Source organism: Streptomyces sp. NPDC048442 (assembly GCF_040651475.1).
Classification (GTDB): domain Bacteria; phylum Actinomycetota; class Actinomycetes; order Streptomycetales; family Streptomycetaceae; genus Streptomyces.
Genome location: NZ_JBEZKB010000008.1, coordinates 260,435 through 282,454 on the forward strand (window position 1 = coordinate 260,435; position 22,020 = coordinate 282,454).

Genomic DNA, 22,020 nt, shown 5'->3' on the forward strand with positions numbered 1-22,020 from the left:
CCTCCCTGCCGCGCCTGCGCGCCCTCCCCGCCCCCGAAATCCCCACCGCGCGCCCCGCCCCCGCCCGTGGCAGCCTCGTACGAGAGCCCATGAAGGAGGCGGCACTTCCATGACCAGGGTCGATGTCCACGCGCACTACTTCCCCGAGCTCTACCTCGACATGCTCGACGAGCTCCACGGTTCGCCCGCCACGACCACCGGGCTGCGCGGTGAGGGCGGCGGGAGCACCCCGCCGGAGATCGCTGCCCGCCTCGCCGCCATGGACGCCGCCGGGGTCGACGTACAGGTGCTGTCCGCACCGCCCCTCACCCCGTACTTCGACGATTCCGTGCAGGCGCTCGGTGCCGCGCGCGTCGCCAACGCCGCGTACGCCGACCTGATCCGTGCCCACCCCACCCGCTTCCGCGCGCTCGCCGCGCTCCCGCTGCCCAACGGCCTCGCGGCGGGCGACGAACTGGGATATGCAGTCGACGAGTTGGGGTTCCTGGGTGCGGCCGTCACCACGACCGTCCTCGGACGGCCGCTCTCCGACCCGGAGTTCGTCCCGCTCCTCGACGCGCTGGAGCGGCGCGGTGCCGTACTCCTGCTGCATCCCACGGGCGGGGAGGATTCCCCACGGGCCTACGAGTGGCTGGACTTGGCCCCGTACCCGAACATCCGCCTCATTACCACCGGCAGCACTCCGCCCGACCGCCCCCTCAACCCCTTCCACCACCACGCCGTCGCCGACGCGGAGTCCCTGCGTCGGGCGGCCGTGACGTTCGGTCCGGAGCGGCTGCTGCTGGGCAGTGGATACCCGTACCGCACAGGGGAGTTCGACGCGCTGGTGCCCGAGGGCAATGCGGCGGAGCTCCTCCGCTTTTAGTCCCTGTTGACCGAAGCGGCGTACCCTTGTCGCACAAGTGCGGGGCGGGGGAAGGGGCGTCAAATGGAGTGGTACTGGTGGCTGTTCATCTTCTTCATGATGGGCGGCTTCGGTGGTCTGGCGAACATGGGGCGCCAGGCGCTGGACACCCGGCACAAGCGCCAGCTGGAGCGCATCGAGACGCAGCGCAAGGAGCGTCAGGCCATCGAGGCGGCCAACAAGCCCCCGGAGCCGATCTGCGGCTGTACGCACCACCTCGCCAAGCACGACAAGGCCGGCAAGTGCCACGAGGCGGTCGAGACGCCCACCGCGTGGGACGAGAACAAGAAGCCGATCCGCTTCGAGGCGGGCAGCTGCAACTGTCAGCAGTACGTGGGGCCACAGCCGCTCTCGCAGGTGTACGCGGAAGAGCTGACGGATCTTTAAGGGCTGACGGGTCGTGACGGGCCTTTAAGGGCTGACGGGCCGTGACGGGCCTTTAAGGCTGACGGACCTCCAAGGGCTGTGAGGAGCTGTTGAGGCCCGGCGGATCCCTGGACCCGGCCGTTCGTACGGCTCGGGGTGCGCGGTAGCGTCAACGCGGCCCCGACTGCCCCGTACGTACGAAGGACGCCCATGCCCCGCCCGCCCCTGCCGCCGTCTCCGCCCGCCCCGGACATCTGGGCCTGGCCGGACCGGGAGGCGATGCTGACCGACCGGGCGCGCGCGATGGAGGAGCTGGGCCGCAGATGGCTCGGAGCGCCCGCGGCCGTCGGATTCTGGCTGTACGGGGTGCTGCTCGCGGTCGGGTGGGGGTGCGTCGGGGTCGCGCTCCAGGCCTTCGACGGCGGCGCTTTTCCCGAGGTCCTGATCGGCGGCGTCTTCCTCGTACTGGGCATCGGCGCGATCGTGCCCGCCGTCATCCTGCTGTGGCTGGGCGTGAAGCGCGACCGGACGATACGTGAACGACTGCGCGCCTGGGCCGAGTTGGGCCCCGACCCCGCCGTCGATGCCCGGTTGTGCGCCCCCTCCCGCAGCCTCGGCTGGCTGCTCCCTTCCTTCCTGCTTGCGGCAGTCGGCCTGTGGACCTCGCTGGGGTACGCGGCGACGGCGCGCCCGGGGTCGGCTACGTACGCGGACGCCGCCTACTTCATCGGCTTCGGCTGTGTGATGTGGGTGGTGGGGCTGCTGGGGTCGGTCAAGGCGGTGGGCCACTACCGGTGGGCGGTACGGGTGCCGGGGCGCCGCCGCGACCGGAACTGACCGGCACCGGCGCCGGCTACCGACGCGCCGGTTATGCGTACCGGCTACCGGCGCCGGCTACCGGCGCCGATTACAGGCGTCGGCTATGCGCACCGGCTACTCGTCCTGTGCGGCCTGCCACACCCACTCCGTACGCCGCTCGTGGCCGGGGAGATCGCCGCGACCGGTGCACCAGAGCAGCACGTGCGCCGGATCGCCCGCGGGGGCCTCGGGGAACAGCCGCTCCAGCACGAAGCCGCTCAGCCGGGCCGGGGGCATCCACTCCACCTTCAGGCCCTGCGTGATGTCGTACGTGTGAAGCATCGCCTCGGCCACCCCCATCGCCTCGAACCCGGTCGGATCGCACGGGCCCCAGTGGTACGCCCGCACCTCGGGCCCGGAGGCGGCCAGCGCGGCGGAGAGCATTCCACCGGCGGCGGCGATCACGCGCAGTACGTCACTCGGGGCGGTCCCGGGCCGGACGGTCAGGTCCATCGGCAGATAGCGGTCCGTCGGCCGGGCCGCCAACTGCCCTGCGTACGCGGTCAGATCGTGCGCGATGTGCGCGGTGGTCTCCCAGCAGGACCAGGTCAGGGACCCGGCGGGGGCGGACCAGTCGTCGCTGCTGCCGTCCTCGGTACGGGGCCCGAGGACGCGCCGCACTTCGCGCAGGGCGTCTTCCAGGTGAGTCATGGTGCGACCCTACTTGCGGGTCGTACGGCCCCTGCTCAGGCCGGGTGGCCGATCAGGATGGTCGGGGCGCCGGCGACGCGGGTGAGGAAGACGGTCGCGGAGTTCTTGCCGGAGAGCTTCATCTTCTTGCGGAGCTCCTCGGGTTCGACGGCCGAGCCGCGCTTTTTGACGGTGAGGATGCCGACCTCGCGCTCGCGGAGGAGTGCCTTCAACTTCTTTACGCCGAAGGGGAGTTGATCGGTGATCTCGTACGGGGTGGCGTACGGGGTGGGACGCAGCGCGTCGGCGGTGATGTACGCGATCGTCTCGTCGATCAGGCCGCCTTCGAGTTCCTCGGCGGCCTCGGCGACGAGGTGGGCGCGGATGACGGCGCCGTCGGGCTCGTAGAGGTAGCGGCCGACCTTGCGGACGTCCGGGTTGGGGAGGCCGCGGCCGACGAGGGTCGCGCCGGAGGGGAGGAGGGTGGCGCGGCGGGCGCCGCCGACGATCCGCCGGTTCTGGGCGTGGCCCTGGTCCTGGCCCTGGCCCTGGGGCTGGGGCTGGCCTTGGTCCTGGGTCTGGTTCTGGCTGCTGGGCGCGTGCCAGAGGACCGCTTCCTTCACGTCGCCGTTGTCGGAGATCCACTCGGCCTCGAAGTCGTCGGGGACGAGCTCGTGAGGGATGCCAGGGGCGATCTTGATGGCGCCCGTGCCGACCTTGCGCACCGCGTCGATGGAGAAGGAGAGGGGCGGGGAGTACGCCTCGGGGTCGAAGATCCGGCCGCGTGCGCCCGACCTGCGGGCCGGGTCGATGAAGAGGGACTGCGCGCCGGTCAGGTCGTACGTCAGGACGTCGGCCTGTACGACGGTGAGCGCGGCGGGGTCGGGGAGGAGGGCCTGCGCGTTGGCGCGGGCGGCGAGGCAGGCGGCTGGGTCGAGGTCGACCGCGGTGACGGCCAGACCCGCACGGGCCATGGCGAGGGCGTCGCCACCGATGCCGCCGCAGAGGTCGAGGACGTGGGAGAGCGAGGGCCCGGGGGTCAGGCCGCGGAAGCGGGCCGCGCGGTAGTCGGCGACGGAGCGGCGGGTGGACTGCTCGACCCCGTTGGGCGTGAAGTACATCCGGTGCGCGTCCGCGGCGCCGAACTTCACCGCCGCGCGCTGCCGTAGCCGGGCCTGGGCGAGCGCCGCCGACACCAGCTCGGCGGGGTGGTCGCGGCGTAGCCGGGTCGCGAGCGCCAGGGCCTGCGCGGGGTCGTAGTCCCGCAGCTCGGCGAGGAGGGCCTGGCCCTCGGGGGCGAGGAGGGCGCGGAAGGCGGCGAGGGCGGCGTCCTCGGTGGCGGTGGTCCCGGTGGCGGTCGTGCTGGTCGTGTCGGTGGCGGGGGTCCCGGTGCCGCTCGTGCCGGTGGCGGTGCTGGCGGTCATGCCGGTGGTGCCGGTGGTCCCGGAGGGCGTCCCGGAGGGCGTGCCAGGGGGCGTGCCGGGGGTGTCGGCGTTGTCGTCGCCGGAGGGGCGGCCGGAGTGGTTCGTCACCTGCCCCATTGTGGTCCAGCCCGGCAGAACCGCCCGCCCCGCCCGCCGTACCCCCCTGTGGGCCAGGCGGGCGACCGTCCGCACCCCCTCCCCGTGTCGCCCGCTCCCCGCCCCGCCCCGCTGACAGGATGCGGCGCCATGCGGCTTGTACGACAAACGGAAGAAAGAGGGCTCTCTGTGGATAACTCGGGAGCAGGCGGGCGCAGGCGGGGCACCATGGCGGTAGCGGTTCTGCTGACGGCCGCGATCGCCTCGGGGTGCGCGACCCCGGCGGAGGAGGAGACGGGCGGGCGGGGCGGGTCCGCCGTCGGGAAGGAGACGGGGGAGGGGCGGAAGAAGGTGGACGGCGCGGCCGGCGCACTGCTCTCGCCCGCCGAGAAGCTGCGGCACGAGCAGGCCGTGGCCAAGGCCGCGCAGGCGGCCCGGGTGGTGGCGGCCAGGCGCTGGGGGCTGGTGCAGACGCCGCTGGCCGTGCCTCCGGCGCCCAAGGTCAAGCCGAAGATCACGACGCGGCAGGGCTTCGAGGTGGACGGGCAGGTCTCGGAGGGACTGCCGCCGGTCTTCACGACGGTGCCGGTCAAGGACAGGGTCGTGTTCCTGACCATCGACGACGGGGCCGAGAAGGATCCCGAGCTGATCCGGATGCTGGACGAGCTGAAGATCCCGTACAGCGCGTTCCTCTCCGACTACCTGGTGAAGGAGGACTACGCGTACTTCAAGAAGATGCAGAACAAGGGCGTGGCCCTGCACAACCACACCCTCAACCACCGCTACCTGCCCGGCCTTTCGTACGAAGAGCAGAAGCGCGAGATCTGTGGCCAGCAGTCCAACATCGAGAAGCGGTACGGCAAGCGCCCCCCGCTCTTCCGCCCGCCGTACGGCAACTACAACAAGGACACCCTGGTCGCGGCCAAGTCCTGCGGTGTGAAGGCGGTCCCGCTGTGGGCGGCGGAGGCCTTCCCGGACCGGATGGAATGGCGCGAATGGGACAAGGACCTGCACCCCGGCGACATCGTTCTCACACATTTCCGGGGGCGGGGTGACTGGAAGGGGTCCATGCCCGACATGATTCGACGCGTCATGAAGACGATCACCGCCAAGGGTTACGCCGTGGCCAAGCTGGAGGATTACGTGTGATGCGAGGACGGGCACGCCGGTCGGGACTGTGGGCGGCGGGGGCGGTGGCGATCGGTGTGCTCGTCGTGGGGGCGAGCGGATGCGCGGGGCAAGGGGCCGGGGCCGGCCCCGGTGCGCCGCCGGACGGGACCGCGGCGAAGTCCGCGACTCCCGGACCGGCGACGCCCAAGAAGGCGGCGCCCGCGCCCGCCGCACCGGGGACCGACGCCCGGGGCGTACCCCTGAAGGCGTACACGCGCTGGGGTCTGGCGGGCCCCCTCGCGCCGGCCCCGGCGCGCCCGGACCGTACGCCCGTGCTCAAGGCGTCCGGACCGCCCGTCGTCCTGGACCGGGTCCGCACCCGCGACAAGGTCGTCTTCCTGACCTTCGACGACGGCGCCGAGAAGGACCCCCGGTTCATCAAGATGGTCGGGGATCTGAAGCTCCCGATCAGCATGTTCCTGACGGACAGCGTCGCCGGGAGCGACTACGGCCACTTCGCGCGCCTGCGCGACGCCGGCGGCGGCGCGATACAGAACCACACCACCGGCCACGCCAACCTCCGCACCCTCTCGTACGAGGGGCAGCGTGCCCAGATCTGCCACCAGCAGGATCGACTGGCCGCCCGCTTCGGCACCCGCCCCGCTCTCTTCCGTCCGCCGTACGGCAACTACAACGACGACACGGTGCGCGCGGCAGGCAGCTGCGGCGTGCGGGCCCTCGTCCTCTGGCGCGAGTCGATGCAGATCCACAACATGCGCTACGCGGAGGGCGACAGCCTCAAGCCCGGCGACATCGTCCTCGCCCACTTCCGCGGCCCCGACGAGCTCAAGGGCTCGACCATCACCGAGATGACGGCCCGCATGTTGCGCAGGATCCAGGACCAGGGGTTCACGGTGGCGCGGCTGGAGGACTATCTGTGACCCGCCCCTGCGGGGGCGCGGGACCACTCCCGGGGGTCTTGAATTGGCACTCCGCTTGACCGAGTGCTAACCGCGTCATAGTCTCGGCCCTGGCACTCACCACTGGAGAGTGCCAACACAGCGACGGGCAGGTCCGGCACCCGCGACGACGGATCCACCTGGTCGCCACCCCAGACGTTTAACCCCGTGAGATCTCCGAAGGGGGAGACCGGATCGTGACGACCGCAAGCTCCAAGGTTGCCATCAAGCCGCTTGAGGACCGCATCGTGGTCCAGCCGCTCGACGCCGAGCAGACCACGGCCTCCGGCCTGGTCATCCCGGACACCGCGAAGGAGAAGCCCCAGGAGGGCACCGTCCTCGCCGTAGGTCCGGGTCGGTTCGAGAACGGCGAGCGCCTTCCGCTCGACGTGACCGTCGGCGACGTAGTGCTGTACAGCAAGTACGGCGGCACCGAGGTGAAGTACAACGGCGAGGAGTACCTCGTCCTCTCGGCCCGCGACGTTCTCGCCATCGTCGAGAAGTAAGCAAGCCGGGAAGTACCCACTTCCGCATTTCTTGTTCTGCGCCCCTGGCCCCGCTCTGCCGGGCGGCAGGGGCGCAGTTCGTTTTTCCCGAGAGGACTTGAGAAAGCTCCATGGCGAAGATCCTGAAGTTTGACGAAGACGCCCGTCGTGCCCTTGAGCGTGGCGTCAACAAGCTTGCCGACACCGTGAAGGTGACGATCGGCCCCCGCGGCCGCAACGTCGTCATCGACAAGAAGTTCGGCGCCCCGACCATCACCAACGACGGTGTCACCATCGCGCGTGAGGTCGAGCTCGACGACCCGTACGAGAACCTCGGCGCCCAGCTGGTGAAGGAGGTGGCGACCAAGACCAACGACATCGCGGGTGACGGTACGACCACCGCCACCGTGCTGGCCCAGGCGCTCGTCCGCGAGGGTCTGCGCAACGTCGCCGCGGGTGCCTCCCCGGCCGCCCTGAAGAAGGGCATCGACGCCGCGGTCAAGGCCGTGTCCGAGGAGCTCCTCGCGACCGCCCGCCCGATCGAGGACAAGTCCGACATCGCCGCCGTGGCCGCGCTCTCCGCGCAGGACCAGCAGGTCGGCGAGCTCATCGCCGAGGCGATGGACAAGGTCGGCAAGGACGGTGTCATCACCGTCGAGGAGTCCAACACCTTCGGCCTGGAGCTCGACTTCACCGAGGGCATGGCCTTCGACAAGGGCTACCTCTCGCCGTACATGGTGACCGACCAGGAGCGTATGGAGGCCGTCCTCGACGACCCGTACATCCTGATCCACCAGGGCAAGATCGGCTCCATCCAGGACCTGCTGCCGCTCCTGGAGAAGGTCATCCAGGCCGGTGGCTCCAAGCCGCTGCTGATCATCGCCGAGGACGTCGAGGGCGAGGCGCTCTCCACCCTCGTCGTCAACAAGATCCGTGGCACGTTCAACGCCGTGGCCGTCAAGGCCCCGGGCTTCGGCGACCGCCGCAAGGCGATGCTCGGCGACATGGCCACCCTCACCGGTGCCACCGTCATCGCCGAAGAGGTCGGCCTCAAGCTCGACCAGTCCGGTCTGGACGTACTGGGCACCGCCCGCCGCGTCACGATCTCCAAGGACGACACGGTCATCGTCGACGGCGGGGGCAACTCCGAGGACGTCAAGGGCCGCGTCAACCAGATCAAGGCCGAGATCGAGTCCACGGACTCCGACTGGGACCGCGAGAAGCTGCAGGAGCGCCTGGCGAAGCTCGCCGGCGGCGTCTGCGTCATCAAGGTCGGTGCCGCGACCGAGGTCGAGCTCAAGGAGAAGAAGCACCGTCTGGAGGACGCCATCTCCGCGACCCGCGCCGCGGTCGAGGAGGGCATCGTCTCCGGTGGTGGCTCCGCGCTCGTCCACGCCGTGAAGGTCCTCGAGGGCAACCTCGGCAAGACCGGCGACGAGGCCACGGGTGTCGCGGTCGTCCGCCGCGCCGCCGTCGAGCCGCTGCGCTGGATCGCCGAGAACGCCGGCCTGGAGGGCTACGTCATCACCTCCAAGGTCGCCGACCTGGAGGCCGGGCAGGGCTTCAACGCCGCCACCGGCGAGTACGGCGACCTGGTCAAGGCCGGCGTCATCGACCCGGTCAAGGTCACCCGCTCCGCCCTGGAGAACGCCGCGTCCATCGCGTCGCTGCTGCTCACGACCGAGACCCTGGTCGTCGAGAAGCCGGCCGAGGACGAGGGCGACGCCGGTCACGGCGGCCACGGCCACTCCCACTGACGTCCGCGTCAGCGGCTGTCGGTAGTCGGTAGCCAGTAGCCGGTTGAACGCCGAGGCCCGGCGCCCCTTCGGGGGTGCCGGGCCTCGGCGCGTTTGCGGGGCGGGTTACGCGGAGTGCTCCAGCGCGTCCGGACGTACCGGCTCGGTGAAGGGCAGTCCTGCGGCGTACCGCTCCAGCTCGGACAGTGCGTGGTCGGCCATCCGGTGCAGCTCGTTGCCGAAGGAACCGGCCATGTGCGGAGTGAGCAGTACGTTCGGCAGGGTGTAGAACTCGCTGGTGGCGGGCGGTACTTCGGGTTCCGTTACGTCGAGTACGGCATGCAGCCTGCCGGTGCGCAGCTCCGCGAGCAGCGCCGCCTCGTCGACGAGTGAACCGCGCGAGGTGTTGATCAGAGTGGAGCCGTCCGGCATCGCGGCGAGCTGTGCCGCACCGATCATGCCGTCGGTCTCCGGGAGCTGCGGCGCGTGTACGGAGACGACCGAAGCGCGGGCGCAGAGGTCCGCCAGCTCCGCTTTCTGCACGCTGAGTCCGGCGGCTTCCGTGTCCGTCACATACGGGTCGTACAGGAGGGTCGTTACGTCGAAGGGGCGGAGCAGCTCGATCACCCGGCGGCCGATCCGGGAGGCGCCGACGAGGCCGACGGTGCGCCGGTAGTTGCCGGAGGAGGCCAGTTCGGTGCGCCAGTCGTGGTCGGTGCCGCGCAGTGCGCGGTAGTGGTGGGCGGCGGGCAGGACCTGTTTGCCCGCGAAGAGGATCGCGGCGAGCGTGTACTCGGCGACGGGCAGGGCGTTGGCCCCGGCGGCCGAGCTGACCAGCAGACCGCGCTCCCAGCAGGCCGGGGTGATGTGGTGCTTCACCGAACCCGCGGCGTGCACGACGGCGCGCAGCCGCGGGGCCCGCTCCAGGATCTCCGGGGTGAGCGGTGTCGCGCCCCAGCAGGTGAGGAGCACCTCGGCCTCGGCGAGCGCGGAAGCGAACTCGGGGGCGTGCAGGTCGTGGGCGACCAGGCGGGGGTCGGTGCGTGCGATACGGGCGAGGTGGCCGCGCTGGGCGTCGCCGAGCAGGCGCTCCGCTATACCGGGGGCCATGGCGAGCAAGGTGGCCGGGCGATTGTCAGTGCCGTGGTGCATGGTGGAACTCGGGCTCCTCATCGGGTCGTTCGGCGCTAAGTAGTCGCCCGTCACTTGACGCTGCCGGCCGTGAGCCCGGCCTTCCAGTGCCGCTGGAGGGAGACGAAGGCGACGATCAGGGGGATGACGGCGAGGAGGGAGCCGGTGACGACCATCGGGAGGTACGTCGGCTCGGCGTGGGCATTGGAGTTCCATGCGTACAGACCAAGGCTCAGCGGGAAGAGCTTCTGGTCCGAGAGCATCACCAGGGGGAGGAAGAAGTTGTTCCAGATCGCGGTGAACTGGAAGAGGAAGACGGTCACGAAGCCCGGCATGACCATGGGCAGACCGATCGAGAAGAAGATCCGCAGCTCGCCCGCGCCGTCGATACGGGCGGCCTCCAGGGCCTCGTTCGGGATGTAGCCCGCGCTGAAGACCCGGGAGAGGTAGACCCCGAAGGGGTGGACCAGGACCGGCAGCAGGACCGACCAGTAGGTGTTGACCAGCCCGATCTTGCTGGCCAGCAGGTACATCGGCAGGGCGAGCGCGGTCGTCGGGACCAGCACCCCGAGCAGCACCGTGGAGAACAGCTTCTCCTTGCCCCGGAAGGCGTACTTGTCGAAGGCGTAGCCCGCGGCCACGCTCACCAGCGAACTGATCACAGCCCCCACACCTGCGTACAGAAGGGAGTTGCCGTACCAGCGGAAGTAGATGCCGTCGCCGTGCGAGGCCAGGTCGGAGAGGTTCTGTCCGAGGTCGAAGCCCTCGAAGGAGAAGGCGTTGCCCGCGAGCAGTCCGCCGGCGTCCTTGGTGGCGGCGGTGAGCAGCCAGACCAGGGGGAAGAGCATGTAGAGCGTGGCGAGGACGAGCGCGCCGTTGACTGCCGTACGGGAGAGCCAGCGGCTCGCCGCGCCGGCCGGGGCGGTGGGGGAGACGGGGGTGGTCATGAGCTGCCGCCCTTCGAGGCCTTCTCCTGCTTGTTCACGGCCCTCTGCTTGTGCACGGCCCTCTTCTGCCTGCGTCCGCCGGACAGCCTGGTCACCACGAACGACAGCAGTGCGGCTGTCAGGGCGAGGAGTACGGAGGCGGCCGCTGCCAGCCCGTAGTCGTTGCGGTCGAAGGCCGCGGTGTAGGCGTACATGTTCGGCGTCCAGGTGGAAGTGACGGCGGAGCCCGTGCCCTTGTTGAGGATCAGCGGCTCGGTGAACAGCTGCAGCGAGCCGATGACCGTGAACAGTGCGACCATCACCACCGAGGCCCTGATCAGCGGCACCTTGATGCTGAACGCGGTGCGCCAGGCCCCCGCGCCGTCCACCGTGGCCGCCTCCAGGACGGACCGGTCGACGGCCTGGAGGGCCGCGTAGAAGATCACCATGTTGTAGCCGAGCCACTCCCACAGGGCGATGTTGACCACCGAGGGCAGGGCACCCGACGGCGAAAAGAAGTCGAAGCCGATCCCGCCTGCCTCCATCGCGTCGACCACCGGGCTGAGCTGCGGCGTGTAGAGATACACCCAGATCAGCGCGGCGATGATGCCGGGCACGGCGTGCGGCAGGAACAGCGCGAGCTGGAAGAAGCGGCGCGCGCGGGCCAGCGCCGAGTCGAGCAGCAGCGCCAGCGCGAGCGCTCCGCCGATCATCAGCGGGATGTAGAGCACGCAGTACCCGAGGAGTACGACGAAGCCCTCGCGGAAGGCCGGATCGCCCAACGCGGCGGCGTAGTTGTCGAGCCCGCTGAACACGGTCTCGACCCCGCCGAAGCCCAGCCCGGACTGCTTCTCGCTGAACAGGCTGAGCCACACCGCGTAACCGATCGGCACGACCATCACCAGGACGAACAGCGCGAAGAAGGGAGTGAGGAGGAGGGCTGCGGCGGCATTGGTACGGGCGCGGGCGGCCGAGCGGACGCGGCCGTCGGCGCGTGTCGGCCGGGCGGCGGCGGGGTCGTCCGGCCCGGCGGCGGGAGCGCCGGGCCGGGTACCGGCCTTCGTGGTGGTCATGGTGCTGCTCAGCCCTCGACCTTCAGGCCGCGCTTCTTCAGCTCGGCGACGGTCGCGTCATGGCCGGCCTTCACCGCGTCGGCGATCGTGGTGCCACCGTGGGTGACCTTGCCGAACTGGTCCTTGATGATGCTGTTGGTGGTGCCGGTGCTCGGCCCCCACGACCAGTTCGGGCTGATCGACGTACCGGCGTCCTCGAAGACCTGGTAGATGTCCTGGCCGCCGTAGTACTTCGCGTCGAACGCCTTCTTCGCCGCCGGGCGCAGCTCGGCAGCGGCCGGGAAGGCGCTCGAAGTGCCGGACGCGATACGGGCCTTGATGCCCGCCTCCGTCGTCGTCATCCACTTCGCGAACTCGACCGCGGCAGCCGCCTTCTTGCTGCCCTTGGTCACCGCGAACGTCGACCCGCCGAGCATTCCGCTGGCCGCCTTCCCGTCCCAGGTCGGCATCGGCGCCACCGCCCACTTGCCGCTCTGCTCCGGCAGGGTGCTCTTCAGGACGCCCGCGCCCCAGGCCGCACCGAGGTAGCCGATGGTGCCGCCGCTCTTGAGGGAGTTGGTCCACTCAGGGCTGAAGGACGCGTTGTTGCGGATCAGGTCGTCGTCGAGGAGCTTCTGCCAGTACGAGGAGACCTTGGCGGTCGCCGGGTCGGTGGTGTTCACCTTCCAGGTGTCGCCCTCGGCCTTGAACCACTGGGCGCCCGCCTGCCAGGCCATCGCCTGGAACGTTGTCGGGTCGTCGGGGAAGAACGTGCCGATCCGCGCCTTCGCGTCGGCCTTCTTGACCTTCTCGGCCGCCGCCCTGAACCCGTCCCAGGTCTTCGGCACCTCGACGCCGTACTTGGCGAACAGGTCCTTGCGGTAGAAGAAGGCCTGCGGTGCGGCGTCGAAGGGCACCGCCCAGTTCTTGCCGCCGAGCGTCGTCAGCTCCACCGCCTGCGGCAGGAACTTCTTCTTCACGTCGTCGCCGAGCAGGGAGCCGATGTCCTGCACCGAGCCCTGGCTGACGAACTCCGGCAGCATCGGGTACTCGATGGACACCAGGTCGGGGGCGTTGTCCGCCTTCACCGCGTTGGAGATCTTCGCGTAGCCGCCCGCGTTGCCCGACGGGATCTCCTCGAACTTCACCTTGATGTTCGTGTGCGAGGCGTTGAAGGCGTCGACGACCTCCTTGGTGCCCTTCGCCCAGCCCCAGAAGGTGATGTCGACGGGCTTGCCGTCGGCCCCCGGGGCGGCGGAACCGCCGTCACCGCTGCCGCCGCAGGCCGTGAGGACGGCGAGGGCGATGGCGGCGCCGGCTATGACGAGTGGTGTTCGCTTCCAACTGCGGCTCACGGCTTGGCTCCTGTAAGGAAGGCGGCGACATTGGCGTTGGCCGCGATCCTTGAACCAGCCTTGAACGAAGTCAAGAGCGAACGATCGAATGATCGAAAATAGATCAGGCGGATATGGCCCGCGAGCCTGCCGGAACCTGCGAGTGGAGCCTGCCGGGACCTGCGAGTAGAGCCTGCCGGAACCTGCGAGTGGAGCCCGCCGGGACCTATGTCCGCGAGCCTGCCGGAACCTGCGATCCGGCCCCGCACGAAGCCCGTACCCGCAGCCTCGGCAGCAGCGTCAGGTGCCGCCGCGGAGCCTCCTGCGCACCACCGCTCCCGCCCCCGCCCGTCTGCTCGCCCAGTCTCTCCACCAGCAACTCGGCCGCGTGCCGCCCCACTTCGCGCTTCGGCGGGGCCACCGCTGTCAGCGGCGTGTCCGCCAGCGCGGCCACCTCGTCGTCGTACGCGACGACCGCCAGATCGTCCGGCACCCGCACGCCCAGCTCCGCCAGCCGCTGCACGATCTGGATCGCGTCCACGTCGTTGTGCACCAGCGCCGCCGTCGCCCCGGCCGCGACCGCCGCACGCAGCTGCCGTACCGCCGCCTCGAACCCTTCCGGGTCCAGCTCCGCCGGTACGGAGTCGATCGCCGTCCGCGGTGCGGCCAGCCCCAGCGAGCCGAGCGCCGCCGCGTACCCGGCGCGCACCGACAGTGCGGTGGGGCTGTCCGCCCGCGCCACCAGCACCGGCGCCCCGTGCCCGAGCCCCACCAGGTGCCGCACCGCGAGCAGTGCCCCGTACCGGTGGTCCGAGCACACCCGGTCGAGGCCGTCCGGCGCGGACCCCGGCTCGGGCAGCCGCTCCAGCAGCACGGCCGGTACGGGTAGTTGGGCGATCCACTCCCCGTGCACCGCCGGATCCTCGGGGCGCCGCCACCCGGGCGCCACCAGCAGCCCCTGCGCGCCTGCCGCGAGGAGCCCCTCCACCCGGGCGCGGTCCTCCTCGGGACGGTAGTCGGAGATCCGCAGGATCAGCCGCGCCCCGGCCCGCGCCGCCGCCTCGTGCGCACCCCTGATCACCTCGGCGAAGTAGTACGTCGCCGAGGGTGCGAGCAGCCCGAGCACCAGATCGCCCGACCGCTGCCCCGGGACCGCAGGGTCCTGCTCCCCGGGCCACGACACCGAGCCGTGCACCCGCTCCAGCAGCCCCTTCGCGGCCAGCGCCTCGGCGTCCCGGCGGGCGGTGACGGGGGAGACCCCCAGCAGCCCGGCCAGGTCCGAGACCCGCGCGGTGCCGTGCCGGCGCACCAGCTCCAGCAGTCGGTCATGACGTTCAGCGGCACTCTCGCGCACGGTCGCATCCCCCTAGGCGGTGTGGTGGCTCGGTCCGACCCTAGACCAGCAAGGCTGATCGAACGACAGAAGTTTCGATCATTCGAACGCGATCCATTGACCTTCGATCAACGGAAGTTGATGATTCCGGGCGACGCCGACACCGCCGCACCGCCTCCAGGGGAGCATCATGCCCATGCCGCCCGAGAACCGTGAGCTCAGCCCGTACACCGGCTGGACCCGCGCCCACTGGGAGCACACGGCCGACGAACTCCTCCTCGCCGTGCGCCCGTACAGCACCCCCCGGCACGGCCTGATCCACCTCCCCGGCCCCCGCCCCAGCGAGTCGGGACCCCGTTCCGACGGCCTCGAAGGCTATGCCCGTACGTTCCTCCTCGCGGCCCTCCGCGTCGCCGGAGCACACGGCGACGACCCTCACGGACACCTCCCCAGGTACGCCGAAGGACTCGCCGCGGGAACCCAACACCCCACACGCAGCCGTGTGTTGAGTGCCTGCGACCCCGAGTCCTGGCCCCGCATGGCCGACGTCCGCCAGGCCGTCGTCGAGTCCGCCTCCGTCGCCCTGTCGCTCCGCCTCACCCGCCCCTGGCTCTGGGACACCCTCGACGATGCCACGCGGCAGCGCACCGTCGACTGGCTGCTGCCCGCCCTCGGCCCGTCCCCCGTGGACAACAACTGGTGGCTCTTCGGCCTCACCGTCGCCGGGTTCCTCCAGGACGCCGGCATCGAGACCGACCGGGCCCGCACCACCATCGACACCGCCCTCGCCCGCATCGAGGACTGGCACCTGGGCGACGGCTGGTACAGCGACGGCCACAACCGCGCCTTCGACCACTACAACGCCTGGGCCCTGCACTTCTATCCCGTACTGCACGCCCACCTCGCCGGCGACAAGGGCCTCCTCGACCTGTACGGGCCGAGGCTGCGGTCCCAACTCGGCGACGCCACCCGTCTGTTCGACACCAACGGCGCACCCATGCCGTTCGGCCGCTCGCTCACCTACCGCTTCGCCGCGGCCGCCGCCCCCTGGCTCGGCGCCCTCACCGGCCACACCCCGCTCGGCCCCGGCGCCACCCGTCGCCTCGCCTCCGGCGCCCTGCGCCACTTCATGGACCGGGGCGCGACGGACGACGACGGCCTGCTCACCCTCGGCTGGTACGGCCCGTACCCACCCATGATCCAGACGTACTCGGGGCCCGCCTCCCCCTACTGGGCCTCCAAGGGCTTCCTCGGCCTGCTCCTCCCCGCCGACCACCCCGCCTGGACGGCGGCCGAGGAACCCCTCCCCGCCGAGACCGCCGACGCGGTCACCATCGCCGTCCCGCCCCACCTCCTCATCCAGTCCACCGCCGCCGACGGCCTGGTCCGCCTGCACAACCACGGCAGCAACCACGTCGGCGACGACGAGGCCCCCTGCTACGCCCGGTTCGCCTACTCGACCCGCACCGGCCCGGCCCACGAGAGCGCCGACAACCACTTCTCCCTGCTCATCGACGGTACGCAGACCAGGCGCGGACCCGCCGAACCCCTCGCCCACGGCCCTGGCTGGGCGTCCTCCGCCCACACTCCCGCCCCCGGCGTCCGCGTCGTCTCGGTCACCGCCGTCCACGGCCGCGCCGAGGTCCGCGCACACCTGGTCGTCGGCGCCCCGCCGGGCACCCAGGCCCGCCAGACCGGCTGGGCCGTCACGCCGGACGGACCGGCCGCCCAGCTCCACCCCGTCCACGGCTACTCGGACGAGGCCGCGACCCAACTCCCCGTCGGGCCAACCCAGTTCGGTTCTTCGGCCCACGCCGCCGCGCTCCACGGACGTACCACCGAGCCGGCCGGCACCCTCTTCGTCGCCCTCGCCTCCCTCACCGCCGAGCCCACCCCGGCCCCCGCCGCGTCCCTCGCAGACGTCCAGGTCCACGGCGCCGAAATCCGTGTGACCTGGCAGAACGGCACCACTGTCCTGCTCCGCCTCGACCCGGAGGAACCGCACCGTGAGATACCGAACCCACGCCCTTAGCACCCGTACGGCCACCACCCTGGCCGCCACCGCAGCAGCCTCGGCTGCCGCCCTCGCCGTACTCCTCCCCGCCCCGGCGCAGGCCGCCGCTGCCCCGGCCGCTGCTGCCCCGGCCCACGATTCCTCCGGTCGGACCCACTACGTCGACTGCTCCGCCACCACTGCCGGAACCGGGTCCCGCACCCGCCCCTGGACCACCCTCGCCGAGGCCAACGCCCACACCTTCGGCCCCGGCGACCGCTTGCTCTTCCAACGCGGGGCCACCTGCCAGGGTTCCCTCCAGCCGAAGGGATCCGGCTCGGCCGGGCGCCCCTTCACCATCTCCGACTACGGCCCCGCCTCGGCTGGCCGCGCCAAGCTCGACGGCGCCGGCGCCCACGACGTCGTACTCCTCGCCAACACCCAGCACATCAAGCTCACCGATCTGGAGATCACCAACTCCGCCAGTCCCGGCAGCGAGCGCAACGGCGTCCGGCTGCGCCTCACCGACTACGGCACCGCCCCGAACTTCGAGCTCGCGGGCCTCTACCTCCACCACATTCGCGGCGGCGACTTCAAGACCCTCACCGGCTCCAGCGCGATCCACATAGCGGTCGAGGGCAAGGCGAAGGCCAGTAAGTACGACGGTCTGAACATCCACCACAACCTCATAGAGGACGTCGACCGCGAAGGCATCTACTTCAAGTCGACGTACTCCAAGCGCGCCCTGGTCGGCAATCAGCAAGACCCCCACGCCTACCCCGGCGAATGGACCCCCTCCACCGGCGTCCGCATCCACCACAACACCCTCAAGTCCCTCGCGGGCGACGGCATCAAACTCGACACGACCACCGGCGCCGTCGTCGAACGCAACCTCATAGAGGGCTTCCAGCTGCGCTCGCCCTCCGCCAACGCGGGCATCTGGACCTTCAACACCGACGACACCCTCGTCCAGCACAACGACGTCTCCGGCGGCGGCAACACCCACGACGGCATGTCCTTCGACGCCGACGGCGCCTCGAAGGGAACGGTCTTCCAGTACAACTACAGCCACGACAACGTCGGCGGCTTCCTGCTGATCTGCCCGTACAGCGGCGCCAAGACCCTCGACACGGTGGTCCGCTACAACGTCAGCCGCAACGACGGCGCCCGCCTCGTCCAGAACTGCTGGGGCCCCATCCTCAACACCCAGATCTACAACAACAGCTTCTACAACAAGGAGAAGGTCCCCGCCCGCCTCATAGAGGACAGCGCGGCCGCCTCCACCCAGCACGAACTCAGCATCCGCAACAACCTCTTCGTGAGCGAAGGCACCGGCGGCTACGCGTACGACGTGAAGATCCCGTCCATCACCTTCGGCCACAACGCCTTCCACGGCGTCCCCACTACGGTCCCCAACCCCGGCGGCATCACCACGAACCCGCTGCTGCGCCCCGACTTCCGCCTCTCCCCGGGCTCGCCCGCCCTCGCCGCCGGAGTCCAGATCCCCGACAACGGCGGCAAGGACTACTTCGGCAACCGCCTGAAGCCCGGCACGGCCCCGAACATCGGCGCGTACGCGGGCCCAGGCGTCAAGTAGGCGAACAGTTCAGACGGCCAGGCAGCTCAAAGCGCCTACTGCGGACCGTACTTGCGGCCTGTTCGGGAAGTGATCCCCCCGAGCAGGCCGCGCGGCGCCACCTTCACCACGCCCATCAGCGCCTTGTAGCGCGGGTCCGGAATCGACAGCGACTTCCCGCGCGCCAGGTCCTTCAGCGCCTCCGCCACCAGCTTGTCCGCGTCCAGCCACATCCACGACGGGATGTTGTCCGTCCCCATCCCGGCCCGCTCGTGGAACTCCGTCCGTACGAAACCGGGGCACAGCGCCATCAGCCGCACCCCGCTCCCGCCGAGGTCCTTCGCCGCGCCCTGGGTGAACTGCACCACCCACGCCTTGCTCGCCCCGTACGTACCGCGCGGCACGAAAGCAGCGACCGAGGCGACGTTGACGACCCCGCCCCGCCGCCGCTCCTTCATGCCCTTCACCGCCGCCGACGTCAGCCGCAGCACCGCCTCGCAGTGCACCTTCAGCATGGTCAGCTCGTCGGCCATCGGCACTTCGAGGAACTCGCCCTTGTTGCCGAACCCGGCATTGTTGACCAGCAGGTCCACCGGGTGCGTACGGTCCGCGAGCCGCTCCTCGACGGCCGCGATGCCGTCGTCCGTGGAGAGGTCGGCGGTCAGCACCTCCACCTCCACGCCGTGCTTGTCGTGCAGCTCCGTCGCCTGCTCCCGGAGGCGCTCTCTGCCGCGTGCCACCAGCACCAGGTTGTGTCCGTCGGAGGCCAGTCGCCGTGCGAAGGCGGCGCCGATGCCCGCGGTCGCTCCCGTGATCAGTGCAGTCGTCATGCGCTCCACGTTAGTGCCCTGCATGATCCCCGGCCGCCGGACGGCCCGCCTGCTGCCCCTTCTCCACGACCACGAACTGCCCCATCATTCCCAGATCCTCGTGATACAGCAGATGACAGTGGTACATGTACGGAGTGTCCGGATCGGCAGGACCGTCGAACCGCATCGCCAGCTTCACCGTGCTGCCGCCCGGCACGAACACCGTGTCCTTCGCGCCGCGCAGCGCCCCCGTCGGCGGCTTCCCGTCCACCGCCAGCACCCTGAACTGCACGTCGTGCACATGGAAGTTGTGCGGCACGCCGTCCTCGTTCCGTACGGTCCACGTCTCGGCCGTGCCCCGTGTCACGGTCTCGTCGACCCGCCCCATGTCCATCTTCTTGCCGTTGATCCCCGACATCCGCAGCCCGAAGAACCGCCCCCGCACCGAATCCTTCTCCTGCGGGACCTCCAACTTGCCGAGTGCACCAGGCAGTCCCGGCGACTTCCTCAAAGAGGCGGCGGCACGCAGCTCCAGCACGTCGAACGAATCGTCCCCGCCGGCGAACCGCTGCTCGAACCCGTCCCCGTAATTGCTCTGCGGAAAGCTCCGCAGCACCGCCCTCTCACCCGCCCGCATCCGCACCACGACCTCCGCACGCTCACCCGGCGACAGCTGCACCCGCTTCATCGCCTCGGGCTTCTCCAGCAGCCCGCCGTCGGTCCCGATCAGCGCGAAGTCGCGGTCGTCCCCGAACCCGAAGTCGTAGATCCTCGCCGTCGACGCGTTCAGCAGCCGCAGCCGTACGAGCTCGTCGCCGACCACCTTGTACGGATCGAGCGTCCCGTTGACCATGGTCCGCTCGCCCAGGAAGCCGGTGTTCTGCAGGAACACCTTCCCGTGATCGAACTTCGCCCCGTCGAAGCTCACGTCCTGCACCGCCACCGGAACGTCGTCCACCCCGTACCGCTTCGGCAGCTTCAGCGCCGTCGCGCGCGCATCATCTATGAGGAACATCCCCGCCAGCCCGCGCTGCACGTGCTGCTCGGTCTTCCCGTGCGGATGCGGGTGGTACCAGAGCGTCGCGGCCGGCTGGTCGACCTTCCAGTTCGGCGTCCAGGTCTTGCCCGGAGCGACCTCTTGATGCGGGCCGCCGTCCATCCTCGCGGGCACGTGCATGCCGTGCCAGTGCACGCTCGACGCCTCGCCAAGGGCGTTGCTGACCCTGACCCTCACCTTCTCGCCGCGCGCGGCCCGCAGTGTGGGCCCGAAGTACGACCCGTTGAAACCCCAGGTCGGCGTCTTCGTCCCCTTCTCGAACTCCGTCGTCCCCGCCTGCATCCGCAGATCGAACACCCGGGTGCCGTCCTTCTCGACGACCGACTTCGCGAGCGGCGGCACCTTGAGCTCGTTGCGGAACTCCACCTTCCCGACCGTGCTCACCTCGGCCCCCGACCAGAGCACGACGAACAGAGAGCCGACAGCGGCCAGGAACACGGCCGCGACCGAGCCGAGAATGATGAGTACGCGCTTCCACCGGGACATGCTCCGACCCTCGCCCCGGCGCCCCTCCCGGACATCGGGGACGGCCCCGCAACCGCCCCCGATCCCAACGCCCGTCCCGCCTAGGGGACTTCACCCACCACCTATGCGCCGCCGTGCTTCTCCAGGTAGGCGAGGGCCTTCTCCCGCGTGTGCGGCGACAGCGCGTCCCCGGCCTCCAGGAGCCGCGGCAGCAGCGACCGCTCCAGCGTGTACGCCTTGAAGTGCATCGCCACCGTCACGTCGTGCGCGGGCCGGTGCGCGATCTCGATCGGGTCCCCCGCCCGTACGGCACCGGGTTCCACCACCCTGAGGTACGCGCCCGGAGCCGCCCTCTCCGTGAAGCGCTTGACCCACTTCTCCTCGTTCAGTGCGCCCGCGAACGTACGGCACGGTATGCGCGAGGCGGTCACTTCGAGCACCAGGTCCGCCCCGATCCGCCACCGCTCGCCGAGCCGGGCCCCGTTCACGTCCAGGCCCGCGGTGGTGAGGTTCTCGCCGAACTCCCCGCCGCGCAGCGGCCGTCCGAGCTCGCTCTCCCACCGGTCCAGGTCCTCGCGCGCGTACGCGTAGACGGCCTTCCGCGTCCCCCCGTGGTGCCGCAGGTCGCACACGTCGTCGCCTACGAGCCCGCTGCCGCCGATCCCGTCGGGCCCCGGCTCCCGCACTTCCACCGGCCCCGTCACCGGCCGCTTGCCGATGCCGGTCTTCCCTTCCGCCTGGTCGGTGTACTCGCTGGCCGAGGCCCGCCCCAGATTCACACTCAGTAGCTCCATGACAGAGAACGTAGCCGAGCCCTGACTCAAAGCCGCGGCCATTAATTGGCCTCACTCCCCAAGCAAGCCTTATACTCCCTCCATGATCGAAGCCCGTCACCTCCGCGTCCTGCGCGCAGTCGCCTCCACCGGGTCCTTCTCCGCCGCCGCCCGCGAGCTCGGCTGTACGCAGCCGGCCGTCAGCCAGCAGATGAAGGCCCTGGAGCAGTCGGCGGGCACCCCCCTCCTGATCCGCACCGGCCGCGAAATGCGCCTCACCCAGGCAGGCGGGGCCCTCGTCCGGCACGCCTCGGGAATCCTCGCCGGGCTCACCGCGGCCGAGGAGGAGGTCGCCGCCATCGCGGGCCTGCGCGCCGGCCGGGTGCGCCTCGTCTCCTTCCCCTCCGGCAGTTCCACCCTGGTCCCCACCGCGCTCGCCGCCCTGCGCGCCGCCCACCCCGGTACCCGGGTCTCCCTCGTCGACGCCGAACCCCCGCGCTCGGTCGAGATGCTCCGCGAGGGCGACTGCGACATCGCCCTCGCCTTCCGCTACGGACCGGGCGGGGCCACCGAGGACTGGACCGACCTGGTCGTACGCCCCCTGCTCACCGACCGTCTCGTCGGCCTCGTCCCCGAAGGGCACCGGCTCGCCGAGGCCGGGACGGTGGGCATCGTCGAGCTCGCCGAGGAGCCCTGGATCGCGGGCTGCCCGCGCTGCCGCCGCCAACTGGTCGAGGTGTGCGAGAGCGCGGGCTTCGTGCCGCGTATCGATTTCGCCACCGACGACTACCCGGCCGTCATCGGCCTGGTCGGCGCGGGACTCGGCGTCGCCGTCCTGCCCGAGCTCGCCATGGAGTCCGTACGCCCCATGGGTGCGCGCACCGTGACCGTGGAGCCGGCCGTGCAGCGCGAGATCGTCGCGCTCACGCTGCCGGACCTGGCGCAGGTGCCGGCCGTGGCGGCCACCCTCGACCAGCTGGCACTGGCCGCCGCCCGCTGAGCG

The 22,020-nt window shown here is 70.7% G+C and carries 20 protein-coding genes; 10 read left to right on the plus strand and 10 right to left on the minus strand.

From position 1 onward, the window contains the following. Window positions 1-109: 109 nt before the first annotated feature. The 3 genes from AB0D18_RS15595 to AB0D18_RS15605 all read left to right on the plus strand — a co-directional run bounded on the left by AB0D18_RS15595 (window position 110) and on the right by AB0D18_RS15605 (window position 2,107). Window positions 110-865 carry an amidohydrolase family protein gene (locus tag AB0D18_RS15595; RefSeq protein ID WP_362417408.1) on the plus strand — a complete coding sequence of 252 codons (756 nt, stop codon included), beginning with the start codon at window positions 110-112 and terminating at the stop codon, window positions 863-865. 63 nt (window positions 866-928) lie between these two features. Then, window positions 929-1,291: a hypothetical protein gene (locus AB0D18_RS15600; RefSeq protein WP_362417410.1), complete on the plus strand. Its 363-nt coding sequence runs from the start codon at window positions 929-931 to the stop codon at window positions 1,289-1,291. Between the two features lie 189 nt (window positions 1,292-1,480). Next, the gene (locus AB0D18_RS15605; protein WP_362417413.1) at window positions 1,481-2,107 is read left to right on the plus strand and encodes a hypothetical protein; all 627 of its coding nucleotides are present in this window, start codon (window positions 1,481-1,483) and stop codon (window positions 2,105-2,107) included. Window positions 2,108-2,203: 96 nt separating this feature from the next. Here the strand turns inward: AB0D18_RS15605 and AB0D18_RS15610 are convergent, their stop codons facing one another. Further along, complete coding sequence (locus AB0D18_RS15610) at window positions 2,204-2,779, minus strand: hypothetical protein (protein WP_362417416.1); 576 nt, start codon at window positions 2,777-2,779, stop codon at window positions 2,204-2,206. A 35-nt stretch (window positions 2,780-2,814) separates the two neighbouring features. Next, complete coding sequence (locus tag AB0D18_RS15615) at window positions 2,815-4,290, minus strand: SAM-dependent methyltransferase (RefSeq protein WP_362417419.1); 1,476 nt, start codon at window positions 4,288-4,290, stop codon at window positions 2,815-2,817. Window positions 4,291-4,506: 216 nt separating this feature from the next. Here AB0D18_RS15615 and AB0D18_RS15620 point away from each other — a divergent pair, with 216 nt between their 5' ends. From AB0D18_RS15620 to groL, 4 genes are all read left to right on the plus strand, one after another. Further along, window positions 4,507-5,427 (plus strand): polysaccharide deacetylase family protein, encoded by a 921-nt coding sequence (locus AB0D18_RS15620; protein ID WP_362417422.1) that lies wholly within the window; start codon window positions 4,507-4,509, stop codon window positions 5,425-5,427. Beyond that, the gene (locus tag AB0D18_RS15625) at window positions 5,427-6,329 is read left to right on the plus strand and encodes a polysaccharide deacetylase family protein (protein ID WP_362417425.1); all 903 of its coding nucleotides are present in this window, start codon (window positions 5,427-5,429) and stop codon (window positions 6,327-6,329) included. Before AB0D18_RS15620 ends, AB0D18_RS15625 begins: the two co-directional genes overlap by 1 nt. A 215-nt stretch (window positions 6,330-6,544) precedes the next feature. Beyond that, window positions 6,545-6,853: a co-chaperone GroES gene (gene groES, locus AB0D18_RS15630; protein ID WP_362417428.1), complete on the plus strand. Its 309-nt coding sequence runs from the start codon at window positions 6,545-6,547 to the stop codon at window positions 6,851-6,853. 110 nt (window positions 6,854-6,963) lie between these two features. Beyond that, window positions 6,964-8,589 (plus strand): chaperonin GroEL, encoded by a 1,626-nt coding sequence (groL, locus tag AB0D18_RS15635; RefSeq protein ID WP_362417430.1) that lies wholly within the window; start codon window positions 6,964-6,966, stop codon window positions 8,587-8,589. 105 nt (window positions 8,590-8,694) lie between these two features. Here the strand turns inward: groL and AB0D18_RS15640 are convergent, their stop codons facing one another. From AB0D18_RS15640 to AB0D18_RS15660, 5 genes are all read right to left on the minus strand, one after another. Next, complete coding sequence (locus tag AB0D18_RS15640; protein WP_362417433.1) at window positions 8,695-9,720, minus strand: hydroxyacid dehydrogenase; 1,026 nt, start codon at window positions 9,718-9,720, stop codon at window positions 8,695-8,697. Between the two features lie 50 nt (window positions 9,721-9,770). After that, window positions 9,771-10,646: a carbohydrate ABC transporter permease gene (locus tag AB0D18_RS15645; protein ID WP_362417435.1), complete on the minus strand. Its 876-nt coding sequence runs from the start codon at window positions 10,644-10,646 to the stop codon at window positions 9,771-9,773. Beyond that, window positions 10,643-11,698 (minus strand): sugar ABC transporter permease, encoded by a 1,056-nt coding sequence (locus tag AB0D18_RS15650; RefSeq protein WP_362417438.1) that lies wholly within the window; start codon window positions 11,696-11,698, stop codon window positions 10,643-10,645. Before AB0D18_RS15650 ends, AB0D18_RS15645 begins: the two co-directional genes overlap by 4 nt. Before the next feature lie 8 nt (window positions 11,699-11,706). Next, on the minus strand, window positions 11,707-13,032 hold the full coding sequence (locus AB0D18_RS15655) for a sugar ABC transporter substrate-binding protein (RefSeq protein WP_362417441.1): 1,326 nt from the start codon (window positions 13,030-13,032) through the stop codon (window positions 11,707-11,709). Between the two features lie 205 nt (window positions 13,033-13,237). Beyond that, window positions 13,238-14,365 (minus strand): substrate-binding domain-containing protein, encoded by a 1,128-nt coding sequence (locus AB0D18_RS15660; RefSeq protein ID WP_362417444.1) that lies wholly within the window; start codon window positions 14,363-14,365, stop codon window positions 13,238-13,240. A gap of 169 nt (window positions 14,366-14,534) precedes the next feature. On the opposite strand from AB0D18_RS15660, the gene AB0D18_RS15665 reads away from it, so the two are divergent. Next, window positions 14,535-16,376: a DUF2264 domain-containing protein gene (locus AB0D18_RS15665; protein WP_362417447.1), complete on the plus strand. Its 1,842-nt coding sequence runs from the start codon at window positions 14,535-14,537 to the stop codon at window positions 16,374-16,376. After that, the gene (locus tag AB0D18_RS15670; RefSeq protein WP_362417450.1) at window positions 16,351-17,934 is read left to right on the plus strand and encodes a right-handed parallel beta-helix repeat-containing protein; all 1,584 of its coding nucleotides are present in this window, start codon (window positions 16,351-16,353) and stop codon (window positions 17,932-17,934) included. The genes AB0D18_RS15665 and AB0D18_RS15670 overlap by 26 nt, the downstream gene beginning before the upstream one ends. 35 nt (window positions 17,935-17,969) lie before the next feature. Here AB0D18_RS15670 and AB0D18_RS15675 read toward each other — a convergent pair whose 3' ends face one another. The 3 genes from AB0D18_RS15675 to AB0D18_RS15685 form a co-directional block, all read right to left on the minus strand. Further along, window positions 17,970-18,743, minus strand: a complete 774-nt coding sequence (locus AB0D18_RS15675; RefSeq protein ID WP_362417453.1) for an SDR family oxidoreductase — start codon at window positions 18,741-18,743, stop codon at window positions 17,970-17,972. A gap of 10 nt (window positions 18,744-18,753) precedes the next feature. Continuing rightward, a complete protein-coding gene (locus tag AB0D18_RS15680; protein ID WP_362417456.1) occupies window positions 18,754-20,265 on the minus strand; it encodes a multicopper oxidase domain-containing protein in 1,512 nt (503 codons plus the stop codon). Between the two features lie 101 nt (window positions 20,266-20,366). Continuing rightward, window positions 20,367-21,038, minus strand: a complete 672-nt coding sequence (locus AB0D18_RS15685) for an MOSC domain-containing protein (protein ID WP_362417459.1) — start codon at window positions 21,036-21,038, stop codon at window positions 20,367-20,369. Between the two features lie 82 nt (window positions 21,039-21,120). On the opposite strand from AB0D18_RS15685, the gene AB0D18_RS15690 reads away from it, so the two are divergent. Beyond that, the gene (locus tag AB0D18_RS15690) at window positions 21,121-22,017 is read left to right on the plus strand and encodes a LysR family transcriptional regulator (protein ID WP_362417461.1); all 897 of its coding nucleotides are present in this window, start codon (window positions 21,121-21,123) and stop codon (window positions 22,015-22,017) included. The last annotated feature ends 3 nt before the right edge of the window (window positions 22,018-22,020 follow it).